Source organism: Candidatus Berkelbacteria bacterium (genome assembly GCA_016432625.1).
In the GTDB taxonomy this organism is placed as follows: Bacteria; Patescibacteriota; UBA1384; order 2-12-FULL-50-11; family 2-12-FULL-50-11.
This window is the reverse complement of sequence record CP066697.1, coordinates 552,719-571,482: the sequence shown is the minus strand read 5'-3', so window position 1 is coordinate 571,482 and position 18,764 is coordinate 552,719. Positions and strand designations below refer to the sequence as shown.

The window sequence follows — 18,764 nt, the reverse complement described above, 5'->3', positions numbered from 1 at the left end:
AACTTGGAATACAGACAGGAAGGTGAGAAGAATAATGGCCCATAACCGCCCCCTGGGCATAATCAACCCCTGATAAGAACTTTAACCACCTTAAACAGTCGTTTACGGGCCACGATTATGAAGACCAGCAAGGTGCCAATAATGACCGCTGCCACCCACGGAAACGCCCAGAATGTTGTAGTAGCACTTATTGTTTGATTTGACTGTCCGTATACCGCAAGCAGCTGTGCCCTGTAGTACCCGCCCCAGAGTTTGCTTTGAGGCCAAATAACGGTTAAGTCACGTTCAACCCCAGGGAAAACGTTGCGAGGCTCGATCGAGAGCTCTTGGACTTTTTTACCGAAGATATTGTAGATAGTCACGAACCCAGAGGGGCGAAAGTGAACGTTGCCGCTGTTCTTGAAGGTAAGGTTGAAAGCAACAGGCCCAGCGTTGAAATAATGCTTCTCGGCTTCCTTGCTGAAGTCTTCTTCTTTAGCGATATAGTACGTGGTGGTTTTATCGTCGCTGGTGATTGCTTCCCAATTACCTGCTAGGTTCTTGGGGTAAAATTTTGTCGCCAGCGCCGATTCTTTGGCGGTACCAGCGACTCTAACAAGTAGTAATGAGCCAACGCGTTGAACAATTGAGGAGCCGGTGCTAGCCCCAGGGTCGCTGCTTGCCACAGTACCGATCAGAATGGAGCCATAATGGCCGCCTGGCTCCGCATTGGCGGGGACTTTGATCGTAAATGATATCGTTCGAGTTTCCTTCGCCTTGAGAGTGAATCGCGACGGTGATGCCGTTACCCATTTGGTAAGGGAAAACTCGGTTTCTTCCTCCGTGAGGGTGACTTGTCCACGGTCATCGGCACCAACAATATTCTCGATTCGGGCCTCTAGCTGAAGCTCAGCCGCCGAAGTGTTAGTGACTTTGAGGACGTTCGTTTCCGTGGCGCCTGGGTTAACGCCAAAATCGAAACTGACAGGTGATACAGCAATTGCTGTTGTGCTTTGAGCGCTCGTTAAACCAGGAACCGCAAACAGGCTTCCCAGTAAAAAGGCGATTAAGAGTAATAAAATGAACTTTAACTTCATCAAATATTCCACCTCATTGTAGGACAGAAGTTAAGGTTTAGAAAGTAGGCGTCGCGACGTAGTAAACAACGTTTTGATATGTGCCTGCTGACTGGTCTCCTGGCACTGATAGATGGAAGGAGACGTTAGTTTGATCACCGGATATTGGTCCCGAGGAAAACATGAAGTCGACAGTCGGTTCCGTTGGATCGGTGAAGAAGGTGTAGTAGAGAGGTGTTGTATCGTCGCACTGATCCGCCGCGGCAATTCCAGCATCCGCACCAGCGTTACCAGCTCGATCGTCGGCGCAGTAACCGAAACCGTTGTTGGTCGCTGTTTCCCAGCCCCCAAGTGTGGTGTCGTTACATGCACCATCGCACGTTCCCTCGGCAATCGTAGTTGCGCCCGAAGTTAAAAGTTGAGTCTGAGCAATGGTGACAGTGTAGCCACCCGCCGCGTTAGTATCAACGTCAATTCTCTGGCACCCGTTATAGAATGCTTCCGTGGCCACAGTAGCAAACGGCACCGTTGTTGCTGTTGTGGTGATTTCAGTTGGTGTGCCGCCGTTATCATCACAGGCCGCTCCCGCTGAAACAGCATTAACGGCAACGGTTAGCGATTCATCGACAGTGGCAGATACAGTTACCCCACTGACAACCGCAATTAGTGCATCTTTAGCATCCTCATCTGAAGTATCGCTCGTCACGGTGTAAGTTGCGGGGGTTGCGTGGTTGGTGATCTGGGCGTTAGCGGTGTCGGTAAATAAGGCGTGTAAACCAATCTCAATTTCGATAATCGAGCCAGCGGCTTCGGCGGTGTAACTGTCGCACGGGTCGAACGTCATTACCTGACCGGCAATAGTGTAGCGAACCGTGTCAGTGGCGCCACAAGCACCAGTTTGCAGAACCTCGTCTGTTGAGGCGACCTTAAAGTCGATGTCGGTCTGATCAACGCTACCAATAGCGAATCCGGTTGGTATGGTTAAGACTAAAGTATCGGCGGCTTGAAGTTGAGCGGTTGCTTCTTGATCGTGAGTAATAGTCCAGTTAGCAACCGTTGAGGGGCGCGAATCCGATAAGAGGACGGTCAAATCTTCAGGTGCAACAGCAGAAACTGGTTGAACCCAAAAGTTGACAACGACTAAGCCGGACAGTAAGACCAAGTAAAATAAACCCCGCAACTGATTCATGACTGCCCTCCCTCTACTCATTAACTCCAATATCAGACCTCGACGCTTCTTTGTCAAGTCTTAACGTAGAGTCGGACGCTTTTTAGTAGCGGCGAGCTCATGTTCCTTACCGCGCAAGACTAACCAGGCGTGTCTCACCCGTCTTCGTCCGGCAAATCCAAGAGCCAAGAAGGCGAGTAAGGCCAGTAAGATGATGAACGCCCAAGGCAAGGCGACGAATTTAGCGCTGCCAACTAAAACCTTATCTCCTTGGGTAAAGTTAATTGTTGCGGTGTAAACACCGGGCCAGATGGCTTCTTCGAATGCTGTAATGAATTTTCGACTTTTTTCAGGGAGCAGGATTATCGAACCGATCTTTGAGGTTTTGGCCTTCTTGCTGATGACGTTAGTAATAGTGGCCTGGGCGTCGGCCTGTACGAAGAAATTACTATCATTTTTAACGTCCGCCACTACCGATAGCGGCGTGCTGACTACAATTCGTGGAACCTTCAGGCTCTCTAACGACACTTTGTCCACCTGTATTTCGCCGCTACCGGGGATCGTGAAGAAGGCCAAGACCGAGATTGCCGGTAGGATACGAGCTGACGCATCGAGGTCGAAATAGTACGAGGGCAGCTGAGCTTGGAAGATAATCGCTGCCGTGTAACCGCCTGGTGCGGCATCTTTTGGTGGCGTAACGCTAAGGGCGAGCTCTTTGGTCTCCCCAGGTGAAACAATGACGTCCGTACTACTTAAAGCGATCCACGAGCTAGCCGATCTCGGTGCTACGGCCTCGCTAAACACCGGAATCCCTTCGTCAGTAATACCGTCAACGTCGGTCGTTGAAGCAGTCAGCGGCAGAGGGTCGATGCCTAAATTACGTAATTTAATGGTAAATTGTTGCTTTTTCTCTGGGGTAACGGTCTCAAACAATTTCGCTGGGGTAACACCGATAGTCGGCGAGATTGCCCCGCCTTGAGCCAAAGCAGTTGGTACGACGGGGAGAAGCAAAAGTAATAATGTTGTGAGGATAAGTTTTTTCATCAGAACGTGACGCTCCAAACATACACTATCACTGTCTGGTATTTCCCCGCGGCCTGACTTCCACCGGCGGCAAGACGATATGTCACGGTATCTGTTTGCCCGGTCGTTGGGCCGCTTGTCCGGTCGGCAACTGGGTCTCCTGGTCCGACATGAGTATAGCCGGCGTACTTAGCACCAGCGCCTCCTGGGTTAAAACGGTCAGCAGTGCCTCCCGTTAAAGTAATATCGTTCGTCGTATAGCCAAAACCGAAACTGCCGTTACCGAAAATTGTCGGCGAGGCGTTAGTTCCTGTCCAGTCGGCGATTGTGAAACTACCGCGAGTCATTGCTTGCGTGGACCAGGTGTAGACGACGTAACCGGTACTAGAGTTGGTACTTGTAGTAAGCGTTGAGCTGACATCAGTCGGGTTGCCGCCTGGTTGAACCACGCCAAAATCTTTGCTCGTCGCATCCAAACTGGCAATCAGCTCTTCCTCTACAATCACCTCCGGGTAGAAGGTGTAAGTATCAAGGTCGGTATTGTCGGATTTAGTGACTTTAAAGCAATATCTTTTTCCGCCAACGGCAGAGTTATTCTCCAGGGAAAATGACCAGACTCCGTCCTCGCCGACGTTAATTGCTGATACGGAGTTAGTAAAGTTGTTGGCTTCCTCATAATCTTGATACTGCTTTGTGTGCCCAGCGTGGTCTGGGTCGCCGGCATTACTAGTTATGTTATCGCCGTCAGCCGGCGAACCATTGGAATATCTAATCACGCCTGAACCAGAGGCGACGTCGCCCCAAGTGACACCGCTAGTACAATCCGAGGTGGTCTTTTCTCCAAAACGTAACTTGAAATTCTCGCCGCTAATGCTGAGATTGCTACCGCTCACGTGGATCAATTGTCTCAACCGAAAAACATCCCCCGTTCCGTTCGTCGGGTAAGCAGTGTTTTCAGCCGGTACGCCGGTGTAATCGCTGTCTGTCGAAGTGTCTTCTGGCTCATTACCGAATCTGAAATCCGCCTGTTCATAGGTCGAAGCGCCAAAGTCCCAGTTGGTGTTGTTGTTGCAATTGACATTACTTCCATCTGTCGCGGCGATGGTACTGCCGCCGACCACCGAAGCATCACTTCGAGAGACATTAATGAACGACACAGCAGTTTGAGTACCAGTTACCTTTAATAGCCAAGTGCCGCTGGCTGCTGAATTTCGGAAGAAAATCCGCGTGCCACTGGCTTGTCCGTTCCAGTTAATATTATTGAAGGTGTAGGTATTGCCATCATCGTACTCAATGCGAGTGTTTGCCGTAGTGAAGGTAAGGTTATTAGTGGCGGTTACATCAACATTAAAATCAACTGATGGTGTAAAGCCGGTTCGCTCGCAGTCTGAAGCTGAGGCACCGGATACATTTGTGACAATTAGGTTATAGAAAGCCGATGCCCCGGTTAGTGTTCCGCTAACAGTTTGCGTTGAACTACCGTCAAGGGTCACGTTAGCATTTTGCGCGGTGAAGGTGCCGCTATTTGAAAAGTTACCACCAACAGTTAAGGCGTAATTCTGAGCGGTTACTGTGTCGTACGTTCCGGCAGTAATTGTGAAGTTGTTATTGACGTCGACGGCGCTGGACGGCTGGATTGTTGCAGCGCCGTTAGCGCCGTTAATGATCATATTCCAGAGCGACTGAGCATTTGGTGCGTAGGTTTCGGTCTGCGAGGCGGTCGGGGCGAAGGTGAAATCTGATGAACCGGGGGTAACGGTTAGGGAGGTAGTGCCGTTCACAAACTGAACACCACCGTTGACCGTCACATCCGACGTATCCAGATCTAATGTATGGGAACCGCAGTTTGAACCCAGAGCAAATGACGTTACTGTGCTAGTTAAGGCGATCGATGAGTCATTAAAGTCGATTGCCCAGGCACCTGTCCGCGTTGGTGCGCATGGAGCAACGGTGATACTGGGCGTTGTAATGGAATAGTTCGAGCCACTGGTATTGAAAGTGCTACCCGTCACTCCATCATCAGCCTCCAAGCGGATAAACCCAGTTGAGGTGAAGTTGCCGCCTAACGTGTAGATGACGCTGTTGATACCAGTCGGAGAGATTGGAACTACGCCCCAACTGCCGTAGTTACCGCCGGTGATGGTGTAGGTGATACTTCCGGCCGAGGCACGGTGGTAGATTGTTTGGGTTCCCGAAAGCGTTGTCGCGCTGGCAAATGTAACGGATGATCCTGTCGTGCCCCTGAAGAGGTTGATGTACGAACCGCCACCTGTAACAGAGCCGCCGTTAAGTGTAATTATCCCAAAAACATCCCAGTTGTTATTTGAGAGCGTCGTTGTAAAACCCGTATAACCGATTGATAGGTTATTAAAGTCGCCGCCGTTTCCGACCGTGATCGTTCCGGTGCCAGTTTGATTGACCGTCGAGGTGTCTTCAACGAATTTGGTGCCGCCAGTGTCGTTGAAGTGCCGAGTGATATTAAGTGTTGAGGAGCCGGCAGTATAAGAAACGCCAGCGGTGTTAGCCAGCGTGAAGTCGCGCCCAACAGTGAGGTTGTTGTTATTAGCTGTCACTGCTCCGTTTGTCACCGTGAAATCGTTGCCGGCCTCAACGGCAGCGTTAAAACCCCAACTTCCGCCCAAACCGTTGAAAACCAGATCATTAAACTTGCCGGTCGAGCCGGTCATTGTTCCGGACAGAGTTTTGGATGTTCCAGAAAACGTGACGGTTGAGGTATTAGCGGTAAACGTTCCGTTGTTATTCCAGTCGCCAGCAATAGCAAAGGCGTTAGAGTCGGCGGTAACCACAGCCGACGTATCAATCTCTAAGTTGAGCGTTGACGTGTCGGAGCCACCACCTGATGCCGGCCGATAAGTATCGCCGTTAATAATATAGAGCTGCTCGGATTTGTTGGCCTCAGCGTCAACGGTTAGATCGGCGCCGGCCGTGACGTCGTAGAGGACGTCCTCATCGTCGCTGTTCTCGTAACCGTTGGTGGTTGTGTCCATATCGGCGACAGTGATTGTCTGATCGCTGTTGGTCGAACCGGAATCAGCGCCTATCACTAGCTGCGAAAGATAGAGACGGACGTTGGTGACGTCGCCGGCACCGTCGTACTTTATGACCGTAGTCGCTTCCTCAGTTTCAGTCGATTCGGCGTTGATATATATGACCAGAATATCGTTGGCTGATGGTTGAGTGACGCCGGTAAGTGACCAGCTACTATCAACACCAACGTCAACCGCGCCGCTAGGCGTGCCATTCACAGCCACCTTAATTTCGCTAGCTGGATCGTCAGTACAGCCCGTTCCCTCGCCTTCATCGGTGAAGCAACCACCAGAAATCGTGATACCACAAGCGCCCACCGACCAAGTTGTATTAGTCAGAGTTGAGGTATAGGCAGTAACTGTGCTGTCAGCCATATCGGTTGCTGCCACATTATAGATCGTCTCTGTCCCGCTGCCCGACCAGGTTCGGACTGAGCCGCCGCTCGTCGAGGTGATCGCAATATCGTTAGCTGCGTCAACGCATTGAGTGCCGTTGTTAGAGTTAAGGATTATTGCTCCGTCGTTGACGACGGTGCCGCCGAGTTTCACATCCCCGGTAGATATATTCGTCCATTTACCGGCCGCGGCCACGGAGACAGCGCTGCTGCCTTCGGCCCTAACGTTGAACGTGCCCTGGATCAGCTCACCGTCGGTAATTGTTAGGATGTTGGTAACGCGAACACCAAAATTGGTCAGTGTCGCGTTGTCGTTGGCGTCGTCGCCGTCAGTTTTATTAATTGTTAAATTATAAAAATTCTCGGCTGTACAAGTATCAGTATCGCTACACCCAGAATCTAGATCCTCGCTCGTTGTGCCGTTCATCGTCACGTTACTCGTTGACTCGTTGAAGGTGCCATTATTGACCCAGTCACCTTGAATAGTATAGGCAGTGGCACCACCTGAGGTTAAGGTACCATCAATTGTGATGTTGTAAGCTGCTAACGTCTCGCTGCCACCGACGATCAAGGTGTCGCCGCTTAAGATATTCAACGTGTCGTCTGAATAAGTACTCGTTGCGTCAACGGTTATCGCATTGGAGACGGCCTTATACATCACGTCTTCGTCCGCATCGTTGTCGAAAAGAACTAGCTCAGAGTAAGTTTTAGACTGATCGTCGGTTGACCCAACCGAGAGAGTGTGAGCGGTCAGCTCCATGCCAGTGATGTTGCCGCTCCCGTCGTAATTGGTTATCCCACTTGATTCGTTCGCGTCGCTGGCTCCGTCGTGCCAAACTAAGACTGCTCGACCCTTACCGACAAAGACTGAAGAAATTGTCCAAGCACACGGACAGCCGCCGCCAGCACCCGTCGCGGTTTTACCAACCTGGAGTAAGCCATCAATAGCGACGGCGATTGTTTGGCTAGCAACACTAGAATTGCCTTGGATATCGATGATGCTGCCGATTTCGATCCACTGGATACTAACCATCGCAAAATCCCAGACGGTGGTGACGTTGCTGGCCGCCGTGCCGGGAGTAGTTGGACGCAAGCGCATGTTGATCTTGTTGCCCGCCGTATCAATATAATCTTCAGGGTTGGCTTGTTGGCCGTAGATAGCAATCGACATGGCCGTAATACTGTCGGTATATGCTAACGTCGATGAGCCTGAAGTGCCGCCTACCAGTGTGCTATAGCCTCCAAGCGCCGCGTTGAAGCCGGAGTAATCCTTGAACGCAGCCTGAACTGTCAGCGCCGCAGCTCCACAGGCATTGCCGGTGTTACCGCAGCCGGAGAAGCGGGAAGCGTAATGCTCGCCAACGATCGAGCTGTTGGTTGGTTGCGTAACCGGAAACGAGATGTTGGCCGAAGTCGATTCTTCAGCAGTGGTGTCCGGAGTTGTTTCATTATCGAATGCGTAGTACGCATTGGCGTCACCTGTTCCCATCGTTGCCGATTCATCTTCGGCGGCGTTATCAAATCGATTGGCCGTCCCCGGCCCAACTAAATCTCGTGTATTGGAGCAGTTCGTTGCCGTTCCCGAACCAAACGTGATGGCGCAATCAGCTGTATCGCTGTTGGTTGAACCAACTACAAGATAGGCAAAGTCTAAGCGCAAAGTGGTAGCACTGTTTAAGTCACCGTAATACCTTATCCGCGTCTCACCACCGTTAATATAATCTGCCATCGTGACATTGTTTTTAGCCCAAGCATGCGTGGCATCAGTGGTTGAGCAGGCGATGGCCGCAGTCGTTAAATCCTCCCAAGCAGCGCTAGTGAAGTTATAAATCGCGAACTCGGTATCTAAGTTAGCGGTTGCCGCAGAGCAGGAGTAGTCAGCCTTGAAGTAGAAAGTATTCATGCCCGCGTAGGTTTTGATATTTTTGAACGAAAGGTAATAATCGGCGATTGATCCTGCCGTACCTGCTCCAGTTAAATAAACGGCGTTACCAGCGGTAACCGATTGCTGGGCGCTGACAGTGTTACCAACGACGTGAGCGTTAGCGTATGTACCAGCCAAAGCGCCGCCGCTTCCGTTAAGATTTGTCACGGATGCCGGGTGATAGATGGTGTCGATGATGGGTTGAATACGGAGGAAATCAATGTCAATGGCAGTGGCGGTTTGTGTTGTCGAGAAGTAACGGATCTTGACGCCGTTACTGGAATGGAAGAAGTTACCGAGCGGCGTTGAGATTGCTGAACCACCAGTGGTACCAGTTGTGAAATAGCCGTCAAAAATATGCCATTGCAGTACCACAGCAGTGGTACCAGTATAGGTAACGTCGTTATTGGAAGCGTCCTGACTGTTGATTGAACGCCAACCGCCCGTCGTACAGTTTCCGTCCGCTGCCGCGTCGACGCTCGTACTTGAGACCCAATCGCAAATTTGGATTTTCGCGCCGATATTTAGGTCGGTATCAAACTCAGTCTGGATTAACATCATATTGGCGCCATTTTGTTTGGCGGTTGTAAAGTTTAGTTGAACATCAAAGTTTGTGCCGACAACGTTAGCTCCATTGACCGTCCAGTGGAGGTTGTCATCGCCAAGAGTTCCTTGCCAACCACCGGTGTTAACACCAGTGTTGGCGGCGGCTGTTAGAGCAAGGCGAGCGGTTTCTGTCCCCGCTGCCAAAGTATCGCCAGTCGGAGCGAATTGGTAATCGCGGGTTGGATGTGACGAGTCAACCACCCAGCCAATACTTACCATGGCGAAGTCCCACTCCCAGCGAGAATCCTGGGAGTCCAAACCAGAGAGCGTGGTACGCAAGCGTAGATTCATTTCATTGTTATTAGTGTCAACGTGATCGTCTGGGTTGATTTGCATTCCATACGTACCGATCAACAGTGCCGTGATTGAATCGGTATATATTTGTGTCAAAGTTGCAGAACTGGCTCCAACTAGTGTCCAACCACCAGGGCCAGACGTACTCGTGGGGGTTCCCGAGTAATCTCGGATCCCCATCTGAGCCGTCAAATCTGGGTTGGTTGTGCCAACCAAGTCTCCAGCGAATCGGCCCGCGAAGTGATTGACGACCACTTGGGCATCGACGGGAACGGTTACCGGGAAATCAATATTAGCGGCGGAGCACTCATTGGCGGTTGTATTGAAATCGCAGTCAAGGGCGTAATAGTCGTTGTCAGCAGTGTTAGAACGGGTTTCGGCCGGGTCAGAAAAAACAGTTGCTGTTGCCGGGCCAACTAGATCCCGCGTGTTAGCACAGTTAGTTGCTGTTCCAGTGCCCCATGTAACCTCACATTGGGCGGAATCAGCGTTAGTCGATCCAAGAACTAAGTAGGCGAAATCGATCCTCAAGGTCGTAGTGCTGTTTAAGTCTCCTAGAAAGCGAACTCGAACCTCGTCACTTGCCGATTCGTCGATAAAATCAGACGGCGTAATATTATTCTCAGCCCACGCATTGGTGGCATCTGTCACCGAACACGCAATCACCGCCGAGTTTAAATCAACCCAGGTGGTAGTAGCAAAGTTATAAATAGAAAATTTATGATCCAATCCAGCTGTCGCAGCCGAGCAAGAGTAGTCAGCCTTGAAGTAGAAAGTATTTGCGCCGGTATATGTTTTGACATTCTTGAAGACAAGATAATAGTCTGCCACTGACCCTGCCGTTCCTGCTCCAGTCAGATAAACGGCGTTACCGGCGGTGACAGATTGTTGAGCCGTGGACGAGTTACCAACGACGTGAGCGTTTGCATACGTTCCGGCTAATGCCCCACCGCTGCCATTTTGATTTACCACACCTGCTGGATGATAAATCGAATCAACGAAAGCCGTGGCGCGCAGAAAATCTATTCCCAAATTGCAGTCGGAGCTACAAGTGACGTCAGAATCTGACCAGTAGCGGATACGGATGGGTTGTGTGTCGCTGCTAGTGAAATTCGTTAGCGGCGTTGAGATCGCCGAACCACCGGTCGTACCTGTTGTAAAGTAGCCGTCAAAAATATGCCACTGAAAACCGGTACTTGTTGTCAGTCCAATTGTTACATCAGCGTTTGAAGCATTCTGGCTGTTTAGGGAGCGCCATCCACCAGTTGTGCACTGACTATCAGCTGCCGCGTCAACAGAGGTAGAAGAGACCCAGTCACAGATCTGCACCGTGAGCAAGTGGCTGGCGTTATCCATGTCAATCTCGGTTTGGATCAGTAACTTATTGGCATTTGTCAGTTTAGCTGTCCCTAGATCAAGTTGCATATTGACGTTGGGCGTGCCGGAAGCCAGCATGTCAACTACCCAGTGAAAGTTGTCGTCGGCCAATGTGCCTTTCCATGAGCCGGTGTTGACACCCTCGGCTGCCGCAGCAAGCAAGGAGTTGGCGTTCAAATCTGTACCGGTCACTAAGTTACCGCCTGTCGGAACGAATTGGTAAGTGGAGGCTTTGGCGGTTTCGGCTCGCGTGCCGTCTTCGTTTTTCGGGAAAAAGACCAGTGAGTTAGAGACAGTGAGTGATAAGAGGAAAACTATCAACAGCACGGGGAAACGGTACGGATGGTTTTTCCAGGTATTAGCGAGCAAGGTTACGCCCGAACGATACACGCCGTCTATGCGCCCCCTTAGTTTCCCCTCCATACTTCGACTCTACTGTTTTAGCAGCAAAAATCAATCTGTTACGAACCTTGACTGTGTTGGATCGAAGCGGGCTAGTTTTTTGTTAGGAAGTCGTAAACAATCTTCGAAATATCTGCGATATCAGCCCCTAAGTTGTCGTTATTGGCTTGTTGGCCCATGACGCATAAGAGGTATGGTCGTTTTGGCAAATAGACAATGCCGCAATCGGAATGGACTTTGTAATTAGCCGGCTCATTAAGGTCGAATATGCCAAATTTGTGAGCAATCAGGAGGTCTTTCGGCAGGTTTTTAGGTAGCCAATCATTGAAGGAAGAGTGCGTCAGGTGATCAAGAAGCTTTGAGGAGTCAGCGTAGTTTAGATAAGAAGAAAAGTAGAGGCTTTTTAGGGCGGACGAGTAATTTTTCGGCGAGATAAATAAGGTTTGATCAGGGCCCGGAGTGGGAATGTCGAGGTAGTTATATACATTGTTGATAGTCTCCTCGTCTCCCTTTTCCTTTTTAAGGATGTCGCCGTTCACTTTTTCATAAATAATTTCGTAGGCCGTATTATTGGAGTCACGCAACGCCAGGGCCGAGAGCTCACCGACGGTCTTCTTCATGCCGACTTTCAGGTCTTTGTTTTCTCCGAAATTGTTTAGGTGATAGGGCTTAACTTCTAACTGCTCCTGCTCTTGGAGTTTGCCGTCCTCAATAAGTTTATAAGTACGCATCACCCCTGGCAGTTTCACTAAACTGGCGCGGTAATAATCGTCGTTACCGTTGATATTAATACTGATACCGGTCGGCAGATACTCGAAGTAGACGCCTATTTTATGGTCGGACTTGTCGATGTACTTTCTTAGGTCCTCTCTTAAGCTGGTAAAATTTATCAGCAGATCATTAGGGCTGGAAACAAAGAGGCGTTTGGCGAGGAGCGGATATTTCTGCTCGTTGCTTGGCTTTGACCAGGTCGAGATATTGAGAATTATACTGACGACGGCAATTACGGCGATTGAAAGAGTGATGTGGTGTTGCTTCATCGTTCAATTTAAGCTCATTTTATGTCTTTGATGTAATCATAGACGGATTTCGAAAGATCTCGTATCTCTTTTTGCGCTACGGCGCCGTCGTAAGTATTAACCATGACGCAAAGCACGTAAGGTCGCTGCGGGTAATAAACGATGCCGCAATCGGAGTGGACAGCAAACTCATGCGGCTCGGCGTTGTATAAACCAAATTTATGGGCAATCTTAATTTCTTGAGGCAGCGGCTCTGGTAGCCAATCGTTGAATTCTGACTCGCTAAGATCCTTCAAGATCTCGTTAGATAAGCTATAAGGCAGGTAGGCTGAGAGGTAAAGGCTACGTAGGATTGAAGAGAAGTTCTTTGGCGTGATACCCGCGTTACCGCCCGCCTCATCCTCTGTGATGTCAAGGTAGTTATAGACGTCTCTAAGTGAGTGCTTGTCGTCTTGGTAGGTATTGAACGGCTTAATCAGGTCTTGGATAGCTCGGAAAGCAGTATTATCTGAGGTCTTAGTGACAGCGTCTATCAGCTCCTGCGTTGAGACTTGGGCGCCGCTGCCGCGTCGCCACAACTCGCCAAAACCTTTGTCAATATACTCATCTTTTAAGGTAATCGGTTTGCTTGATTTGATTTTCCCTTCGTCGATGAGTTTATAAAACCTCATAACCGTCGGCAATTTAACAAGGCTCGCAGAAAAGAAAACATCCTTTTCGTTGACGCCGATGCTGACACCGGTTGGTAAATACTCAAAGTAAACACCCGTTCGCTTTGGGGCATGGGCGACGTAATCGCGCAGTTTCGCGCGCAGTGGCACGAAATTGATGACGATATTGTTAACGTTCTCGGCGAAAAGCCTTTTTGAGAGATAGGGATATTTATCGGCGCGATCACTCAGCCAATCAAGTGACAAGAATATGTTGAGGGCGATACTTATTATTAGGGCGCCAAACAGCCAAAGCGCTACTCCTTTGCGAGGCATGGTTTCGTTTTTATGAACCATCTAGTCGTCCTTGGCAAGAAAACTAAGCCTGAGGCTCACTTGGCGGCACTTCCGGAGCGCTTGGTGTCTCCAAAATTGTTGGCGTCACTGCCTCGCTTGTTGTTTGCGACATTCCGTTAATATTCGAACTAAGCTGGTCGCTTACTTGATCTATTTTATCGGTCAACTTTTCATTAGCGACCGTTACCTGCTGAGCTTGAGCCGTGACGGCATGCTGTTCTTGGGCGACCTGTTGCTCGAGAGTGTAGATTTTAGCGAGTAACGCCTCCTCGGCTTCAGCGTGTTTACGCGCGGCGCCGATCATCAGGCGAATCTTACGGATTAGCACGATGATTATTAGGAGTAAGACCGGTATCAATAGGAAAAATAAGGCGGTGATTATAAAAACCCAGAACGGGATCTGCAGGTTAATCCCAGTATCGACAAGTTTGTCGCTTGACGGTGAGTGATCAAGCCCTTCACCGGTCGGGCTGCTAGGCGTTGCAGATGGTGCGGGCGGCTGGACTAAAGTGACTTGGCCGCCCCCGGGCGTTTTCACGGTTATTTTTAGCTGGGTAAGGATTGGCAACGGAGTGAATTTAACAACAGGCTTATCCTCGAGGATGACAGTATCTGCCGTTGCGGTGAAGGTCGCTTCTCCTGGGACTAAGGAACGCGCGCCACAACGGGCAACGCCGTTTGTGTCAGTGGTAGCCTTATTCTCCTCTGTCAGCGTTGAGCCGGCGTAACAACGGATCGTGTCGATATCGCCGCGGTTTGAAGTCACGATAACTTCCTTTTGCGGCAGTGGCAGGTTGTTGGCGTCAACAATTGTTGCGGTTAGCGTTACCATTGACGTACCGTCGGCCGGTAATTCGGCCAAATCCGCCACGAAAGATGAGTTTGTCGCCGAGACCGACGAGACGACGTTGGCGTTAACGACTGAATTTGTTTGGGCTAGGGCGGTCGGCACAAAAATAAGCGCCAAGGAATAAGTAAGCAGGACCCTCAGTGTTAATACCATTAACTCATCTTAACAAAAAGGTAATCGGTTAACGCATGACCAGCCTAGAAGGTGGCTGTTTTTGTTGTGGGGGAAGTACGTTCGGCATTATCGGCGGTTGTCTGTGTCGACGGCGACGCCAAATGAGGTAGATGATTACTAAGATAAGCACCGCTACCGCGATAATGAACCATAGCGGAACGATATAAAGCGCTCTCGTTGCGGTCAGTTGTTGTTCCGGCTTGCCGTAATAAATCACCGCGCTCGCCGTATATTTGCCGAAGGCCTTCCAATCAAAGCCCCAGCTATTTTTAAAGCGACGTTTACTTTCGGGTAAGACGTTTCCGTCACCTTCGTTAACTGTTAAGGTTTGCCTAACATCGCCCGACCAGTTGCGAATTTTTATCTCGCCCTTTGGCCGTAGATGGACGTTACCTAAATTAGAGAAAAGGATGGAGAAATCAGCTGGCGGATTGATAAGGAGTCGCGGTGCCGTGAATTCTTGCAAGATCATCCGTTCGTCTACTTCACCTGGGACTTTGGCCAAAAGCAGAGTGCCAACTAAGCCGATAACGCCTATTTGGCTCTGATCCTCATCCAGTTTCGGCTCCTCAGTTGAAAAAAGTACTGCCGCATAATGGCCGCCGGCGTCAGCATTTTGCGGCGCGGCAATAGTAACTTCAAATTTTTCTTCTTCATTAGGCAAAATTTTTAGAAGTGGTTTTGAAAATTTGACCCACGTTGACATTGCGTAGGGCGAACTTCGCTCCTTCACAGTAAAGAACTGCGGCTGACCCTCTTCGTTGTCGGTGTGGTAATCCATCACGCGTGGATAGAGCGTCACCTCATGCGAAACGGGGTTAATGACTCTTATTAACCTTGAGATTGACTCGCCAGGCTTAATGTCGAACGCGTCAGTAACTGGAGTGACAGTGATGCCGGCCGGGTTCTGCGCCCTTGTTCCAGTGGCTTCTAGCCCAAGCAAAATTGCGACCAGAAACATTCCGAGCCCGAGTCGACGCATCCAAAGGGTCGGCATAGTTTAGTAGATCCCAGTGCAGACGTAGGTAATCGTGTCAGTGTAAGAACCGGCGGGCGCTAAACCAGAAACGGCGGCTTTATGAGTAACGGTCAGGACTCGACTCGCTAAAGCACCAGTGGAAGCAGCGATTGAAACTGCCGCACCGGCGCCAACTTCCAAACCACCCATTTCGTTAGCGCCGCCTGAGGCATCGAAGCGACCATCAACAGTCAGGGCTGCACCCGACCCCGCAGAGCTAGCACCAGAAATACCGAAACCGTCAGTTCCTGCAGCCAGTGTAGCGATGTTGCCAAACGCACCGTCCGCCGAGCCGATCAGATACGTTGTCGCCGCACTTTTATAGAGACCAGGGTTGGTGGCGTTGCCGGCGTCATAGACGATTATATTGACACCATTTCCAGCATTGCTGCTGACAGTAACTGTCGTTTGAGTGTCAGAAGTCGAAACGGCACCAGTAGTTAACGAACTGAAAGTAGTTGTAAGCCCGGTAAATGCGCAGGTTATTGAAGGGTCAACGGTAGCGTTAACAGTCACGTCGTTGTCGGCAACAATTTCGAGGGCTAACGAACCGGTGTCGGTGAAACCACCGCCGCCGGTCAGGGTGATTTTACCGTTAGTGTTGTTTTGGGCAGCAGTTTGGTTCGTTATTTGGTCGTTGCCCGCCGCACCGTTTGTGGCGTTAGTGCCAATCTCGATGACAATAATTGAGCTGGCGGCGATGGCGGTAGAGCCGGCGCAGTAAGTAAAGGTGAAACCGACAGGGTCGACTGTGTCGACAGTCGTTATTTCGATACTGTTAGCCGCGCAGCTTCCGCTGGCAACTATCGCTTTCTCGGCGCCGTCGTCGGTGATGTCGTAGTCCTCAGCTTCAGTATTGGCGAAACCTGCATTGGAGAAACCCGCCGGAAAATCAAGCGTTAGTGTTTCGGAAGCGTTCCAGGCGTCCTGAATTGTGAACGTCAAAGTGTGGTTGGCGACCACGCTTTCTTTGATCGTCGACAAGACGTCGGAAAAACTGGCGACGTTAGCTGCCAAAGCCGGCGACAACCCCAGCCCCGAGATACCGACTACCAGAACGGCGACAATCAAACCCATACCGAAGCGGTAGGTCTTAGTTTTCCCCCTCATACTTCCAATCTCTACTTTAGGCCGAACCATGTCAAGCATCAGAATATTCCCGTACAAACGTAAGTTAAAGTATCAGTGTAGGCGCCGGCGTTAGCTAAACCCGATACCGCGGCTTTATGGACAACGCTAACTACCCGACTTGCTACTGCTCCAGTGGCTGAGGCAAGAGTTGTCGCAACGCGTTCTAAGCCGCCGACGTTATTGCCTGATTGGTCGTAGCGAGCGGCAACTGTTACGGCTGCTCCGGAACCGCCCGCGACAGAGCCTTGAACCCCGAAGCCGTCAACATCGTTAGCTAGTAGCGCCGTATCGGCGAAAGCACTGTCGGCAGAACCGATTAAGTAGGTTGGCGCCACGCTTTTGTAAAGACCCGGGTTTGTACCGTTGCCTTCATCTCTAACGCTCAACGTAAACCCATTCGGCGCGTTAGTACTAATTGTCACCGTTGTTGTGGTGTCTGAAGTCGTAATAGGACCGGCTAGTGAAGCGAACGTCGTTGTCAGGCCGGCGAATGCGCAAGTTATTCTCGGGTCGACAGTTGCGTTAACAGTCACGTCGTTGTCAGCGACTATCTCCACTGCCAGCGATCCAGTGTCGGTGTACCCTCCGCCACCAGCCAAAGTAATTATAGCGTTAGTGCCGTTTTGAGCCGCGGTTTGGTTCGTTATTTGGTCGTTCCCAGCAGCACCGCTAGTAGCATGAGTACCGATTTCGATAGTAACTATTGAACCAGCAGCAATTGTCGCATCACCCGCACAACGGGTGAAGGTAAATCCTATAGGATCGACAATGTCAGTTGTCGTAATCTCAACTTCAATCGCTGCGCCGCTACAGCCACCGCTAGCGACCAGGGTTTGATCGGCTCCGTCATCAGTCACGTCAAAGTCTTCTGGCTCAGTGTTAGCGAATCCAGCGGCAGAAAAACCAGCTGGGAAAGCAAGAGACAGCGTTTCACCAGCCTGCCAATCGTCCACGATTGTAAAGGTGAAGGTGTGGTTGGCGACGACACTTTCTTTTATGGTTGAAAGCGTATCGGAGAATGAAGTGACTGCTGCGGCATGAGCGGGTAGGACGGGGAACAAGCCGCCTAGAAGTACTATGGCACAGCCGATAATAAACTGCTTAAACAACTTCCCCCTCATCTGTTGCCAGTATATGACCGGTTTTGCATCCTGTAAAGTTTCAAAAAATCCCCGTACAAACATATGTGAGCGTGTCGGTGTAAGTGCCACTCGGTGCTAACATTGAAGCGGCCATTTTATGAGTGACAGTAGTAATTGTGTTGTTGGCGGGCCCAGTGGTACTAGCGAGAGTCTGGGCACCTGCCGGGTTAATTTCCAGCCCACCGACATTATTTCCTGCCTGGTTGTAGCGTGCAGCGATCGTCAGCGTTGCCGAACCAATGTCTCCTTGTGTGGCTGTGCCCTGAATACCGAAACCGTCAACGTTCGTTGCCAAAGTCGCCGTATCTCCAAAAGCACTATTTGCCGAACCGATAAGATAGGTGGGCGCACTACCTTTATATAACCCGGGGTTAGTGCCGTTGCCCTGGTCGTAAACGGTGACTGAAAAACCATTTTGAGCGTTAGTGCCGGCGGTAATTGTGGTATTAGTAGCCGCGGTAATTACAGTGCCGGTTGCGTCAGGAAATGTAACAGTCATGCCGCCGAATACGCAGCTAATTCGAGGGAGCACCGTAACACTAACTAGCGAGTCGTTGTCAATGACAATCTCAAGCGCCAAGGTGCCACTGCCGCCAAATGTTCCGCCAAGAGTCACGGTCGGGTCGGTATCGTTTTCAGCCGCAGTTTGATTAGTAATCTGATCATTACCCGCAGCACCGAAAGTTGCATTCGTGCCGATTTCTATAGTGATAATAGAGCCGTTCGCGATCGCTCCATCACCGGCGCATCGGGTGAAGGTAAAAGTGTCGGTCGTTGTGTTGACGGCGGCAATCTGGACCTCGTTCGCAGCGCCGGTACAACCGCCAGTTGCTACCAGGTTTTGATCGACGCCGTCGTCAGTGACGTCGTAGTCCTCAGGCTCGCTATCAGCAAAACCAGACGTATTAAAGGTATTGGGGAAATCGATCGTGATTGTATCGTTCTCATCCCATGAATCATTAATTGTAAAGCGAAGGGTGTGATTTGTGGGTACTGACTCTTTGATCGTCGCCAGTGTGTCAGAAAACGAAGTGACCAATGCGGCTCTCGTTCTTGCAACAGGGAAGACCGAAATGAGTAAGCTAAGCACGAACAAAAGGGCTTTATGCCTGCGTTGCCACGGCCGCGGCAT

The 18,764-nt window shown here is 50.5% G+C and carries 11 protein-coding genes; all 11 read right to left on the bottom strand.

What is annotated here, in order from left to right; genetic code table 11:
- Positions 1–62: 62 nt before the first annotated feature.
- Positions 63–1,076 (bottom strand): DUF916 domain-containing protein, encoded by a 1,014-nt coding sequence (locus HY845_03170; GenBank protein QQG51533.1) that lies wholly within the window; start codon positions 1,074–1,076, stop codon positions 63–65.
- Between the two features lie 37 nt (positions 1,077–1,113).
- Positions 1,114–2,244, bottom strand: coding sequence for a hypothetical protein (locus HY845_03165; GenBank protein QQG51532.1), 1,131 nt, complete (start codon positions 2,242–2,244; stop codon positions 1,114–1,116).
- Between the two features lie 60 nt (positions 2,245–2,304).
- Positions 2,305–3,267, bottom strand: coding sequence for a hypothetical protein (locus tag HY845_03160; protein ID QQG51531.1), 963 nt, complete (start codon positions 3,265–3,267; stop codon positions 2,305–2,307).
- Positions 3,267–11,312, bottom strand: a complete 8,046-nt coding sequence (locus HY845_03155; GenBank protein ID QQG51530.1) for a hypothetical protein — start codon at positions 11,310–11,312, stop codon at positions 3,267–3,269. Before HY845_03155 ends, HY845_03160 begins: the two co-directional genes overlap by 1 nt.
- Positions 11,313–11,383: 71 nt before the next feature.
- On the bottom strand, positions 11,384–12,331 hold the full coding sequence (locus tag HY845_03150; GenBank protein QQG51529.1) for a serine hydrolase: 948 nt from the start codon (positions 12,329–12,331) through the stop codon (positions 11,384–11,386).
- Positions 12,332–12,345: 14 nt separating this feature from the next.
- Entirely contained in the window at positions 12,346–13,317 is a 972-nt protein-coding gene (locus HY845_03145) for a serine hydrolase (protein QQG51528.1), read from the bottom strand.
- Positions 13,318–13,339: 22 nt separating this feature from the next.
- Positions 13,340–14,320 carry an Ig-like domain-containing protein gene (locus tag HY845_03140; protein QQG51527.1) on the bottom strand — a complete coding sequence of 327 codons (981 nt, stop codon included), beginning with the start codon at positions 14,318–14,320 and terminating at the stop codon, positions 13,340–13,342.
- Positions 14,321–14,348: 28 nt separating this feature from the next.
- A complete protein-coding gene (locus HY845_03135) occupies positions 14,349–15,338 on the bottom strand; it encodes a hypothetical protein (GenBank protein QQG51526.1) in 990 nt (329 codons plus the stop codon).
- Positions 15,339–15,341: 3 nt separating this feature from the next.
- Positions 15,342–16,469, bottom strand: a complete 1,128-nt coding sequence (locus HY845_03130; GenBank protein ID QQG51525.1) for a hypothetical protein — start codon at positions 16,467–16,469, stop codon at positions 15,342–15,344.
- Positions 16,470–16,507: 38 nt separating this feature from the next.
- On the bottom strand, positions 16,508–17,611 hold the full coding sequence (locus HY845_03125) for a hypothetical protein (protein ID QQG51524.1): 1,104 nt from the start codon (positions 17,609–17,611) through the stop codon (positions 16,508–16,510).
- 40 nt (positions 17,612–17,651) lie between these two features.
- Complete coding sequence (locus HY845_03120) at positions 17,652–18,764, bottom strand: hypothetical protein (protein ID QQG51523.1); 1,113 nt, start codon at positions 18,762–18,764, stop codon at positions 17,652–17,654.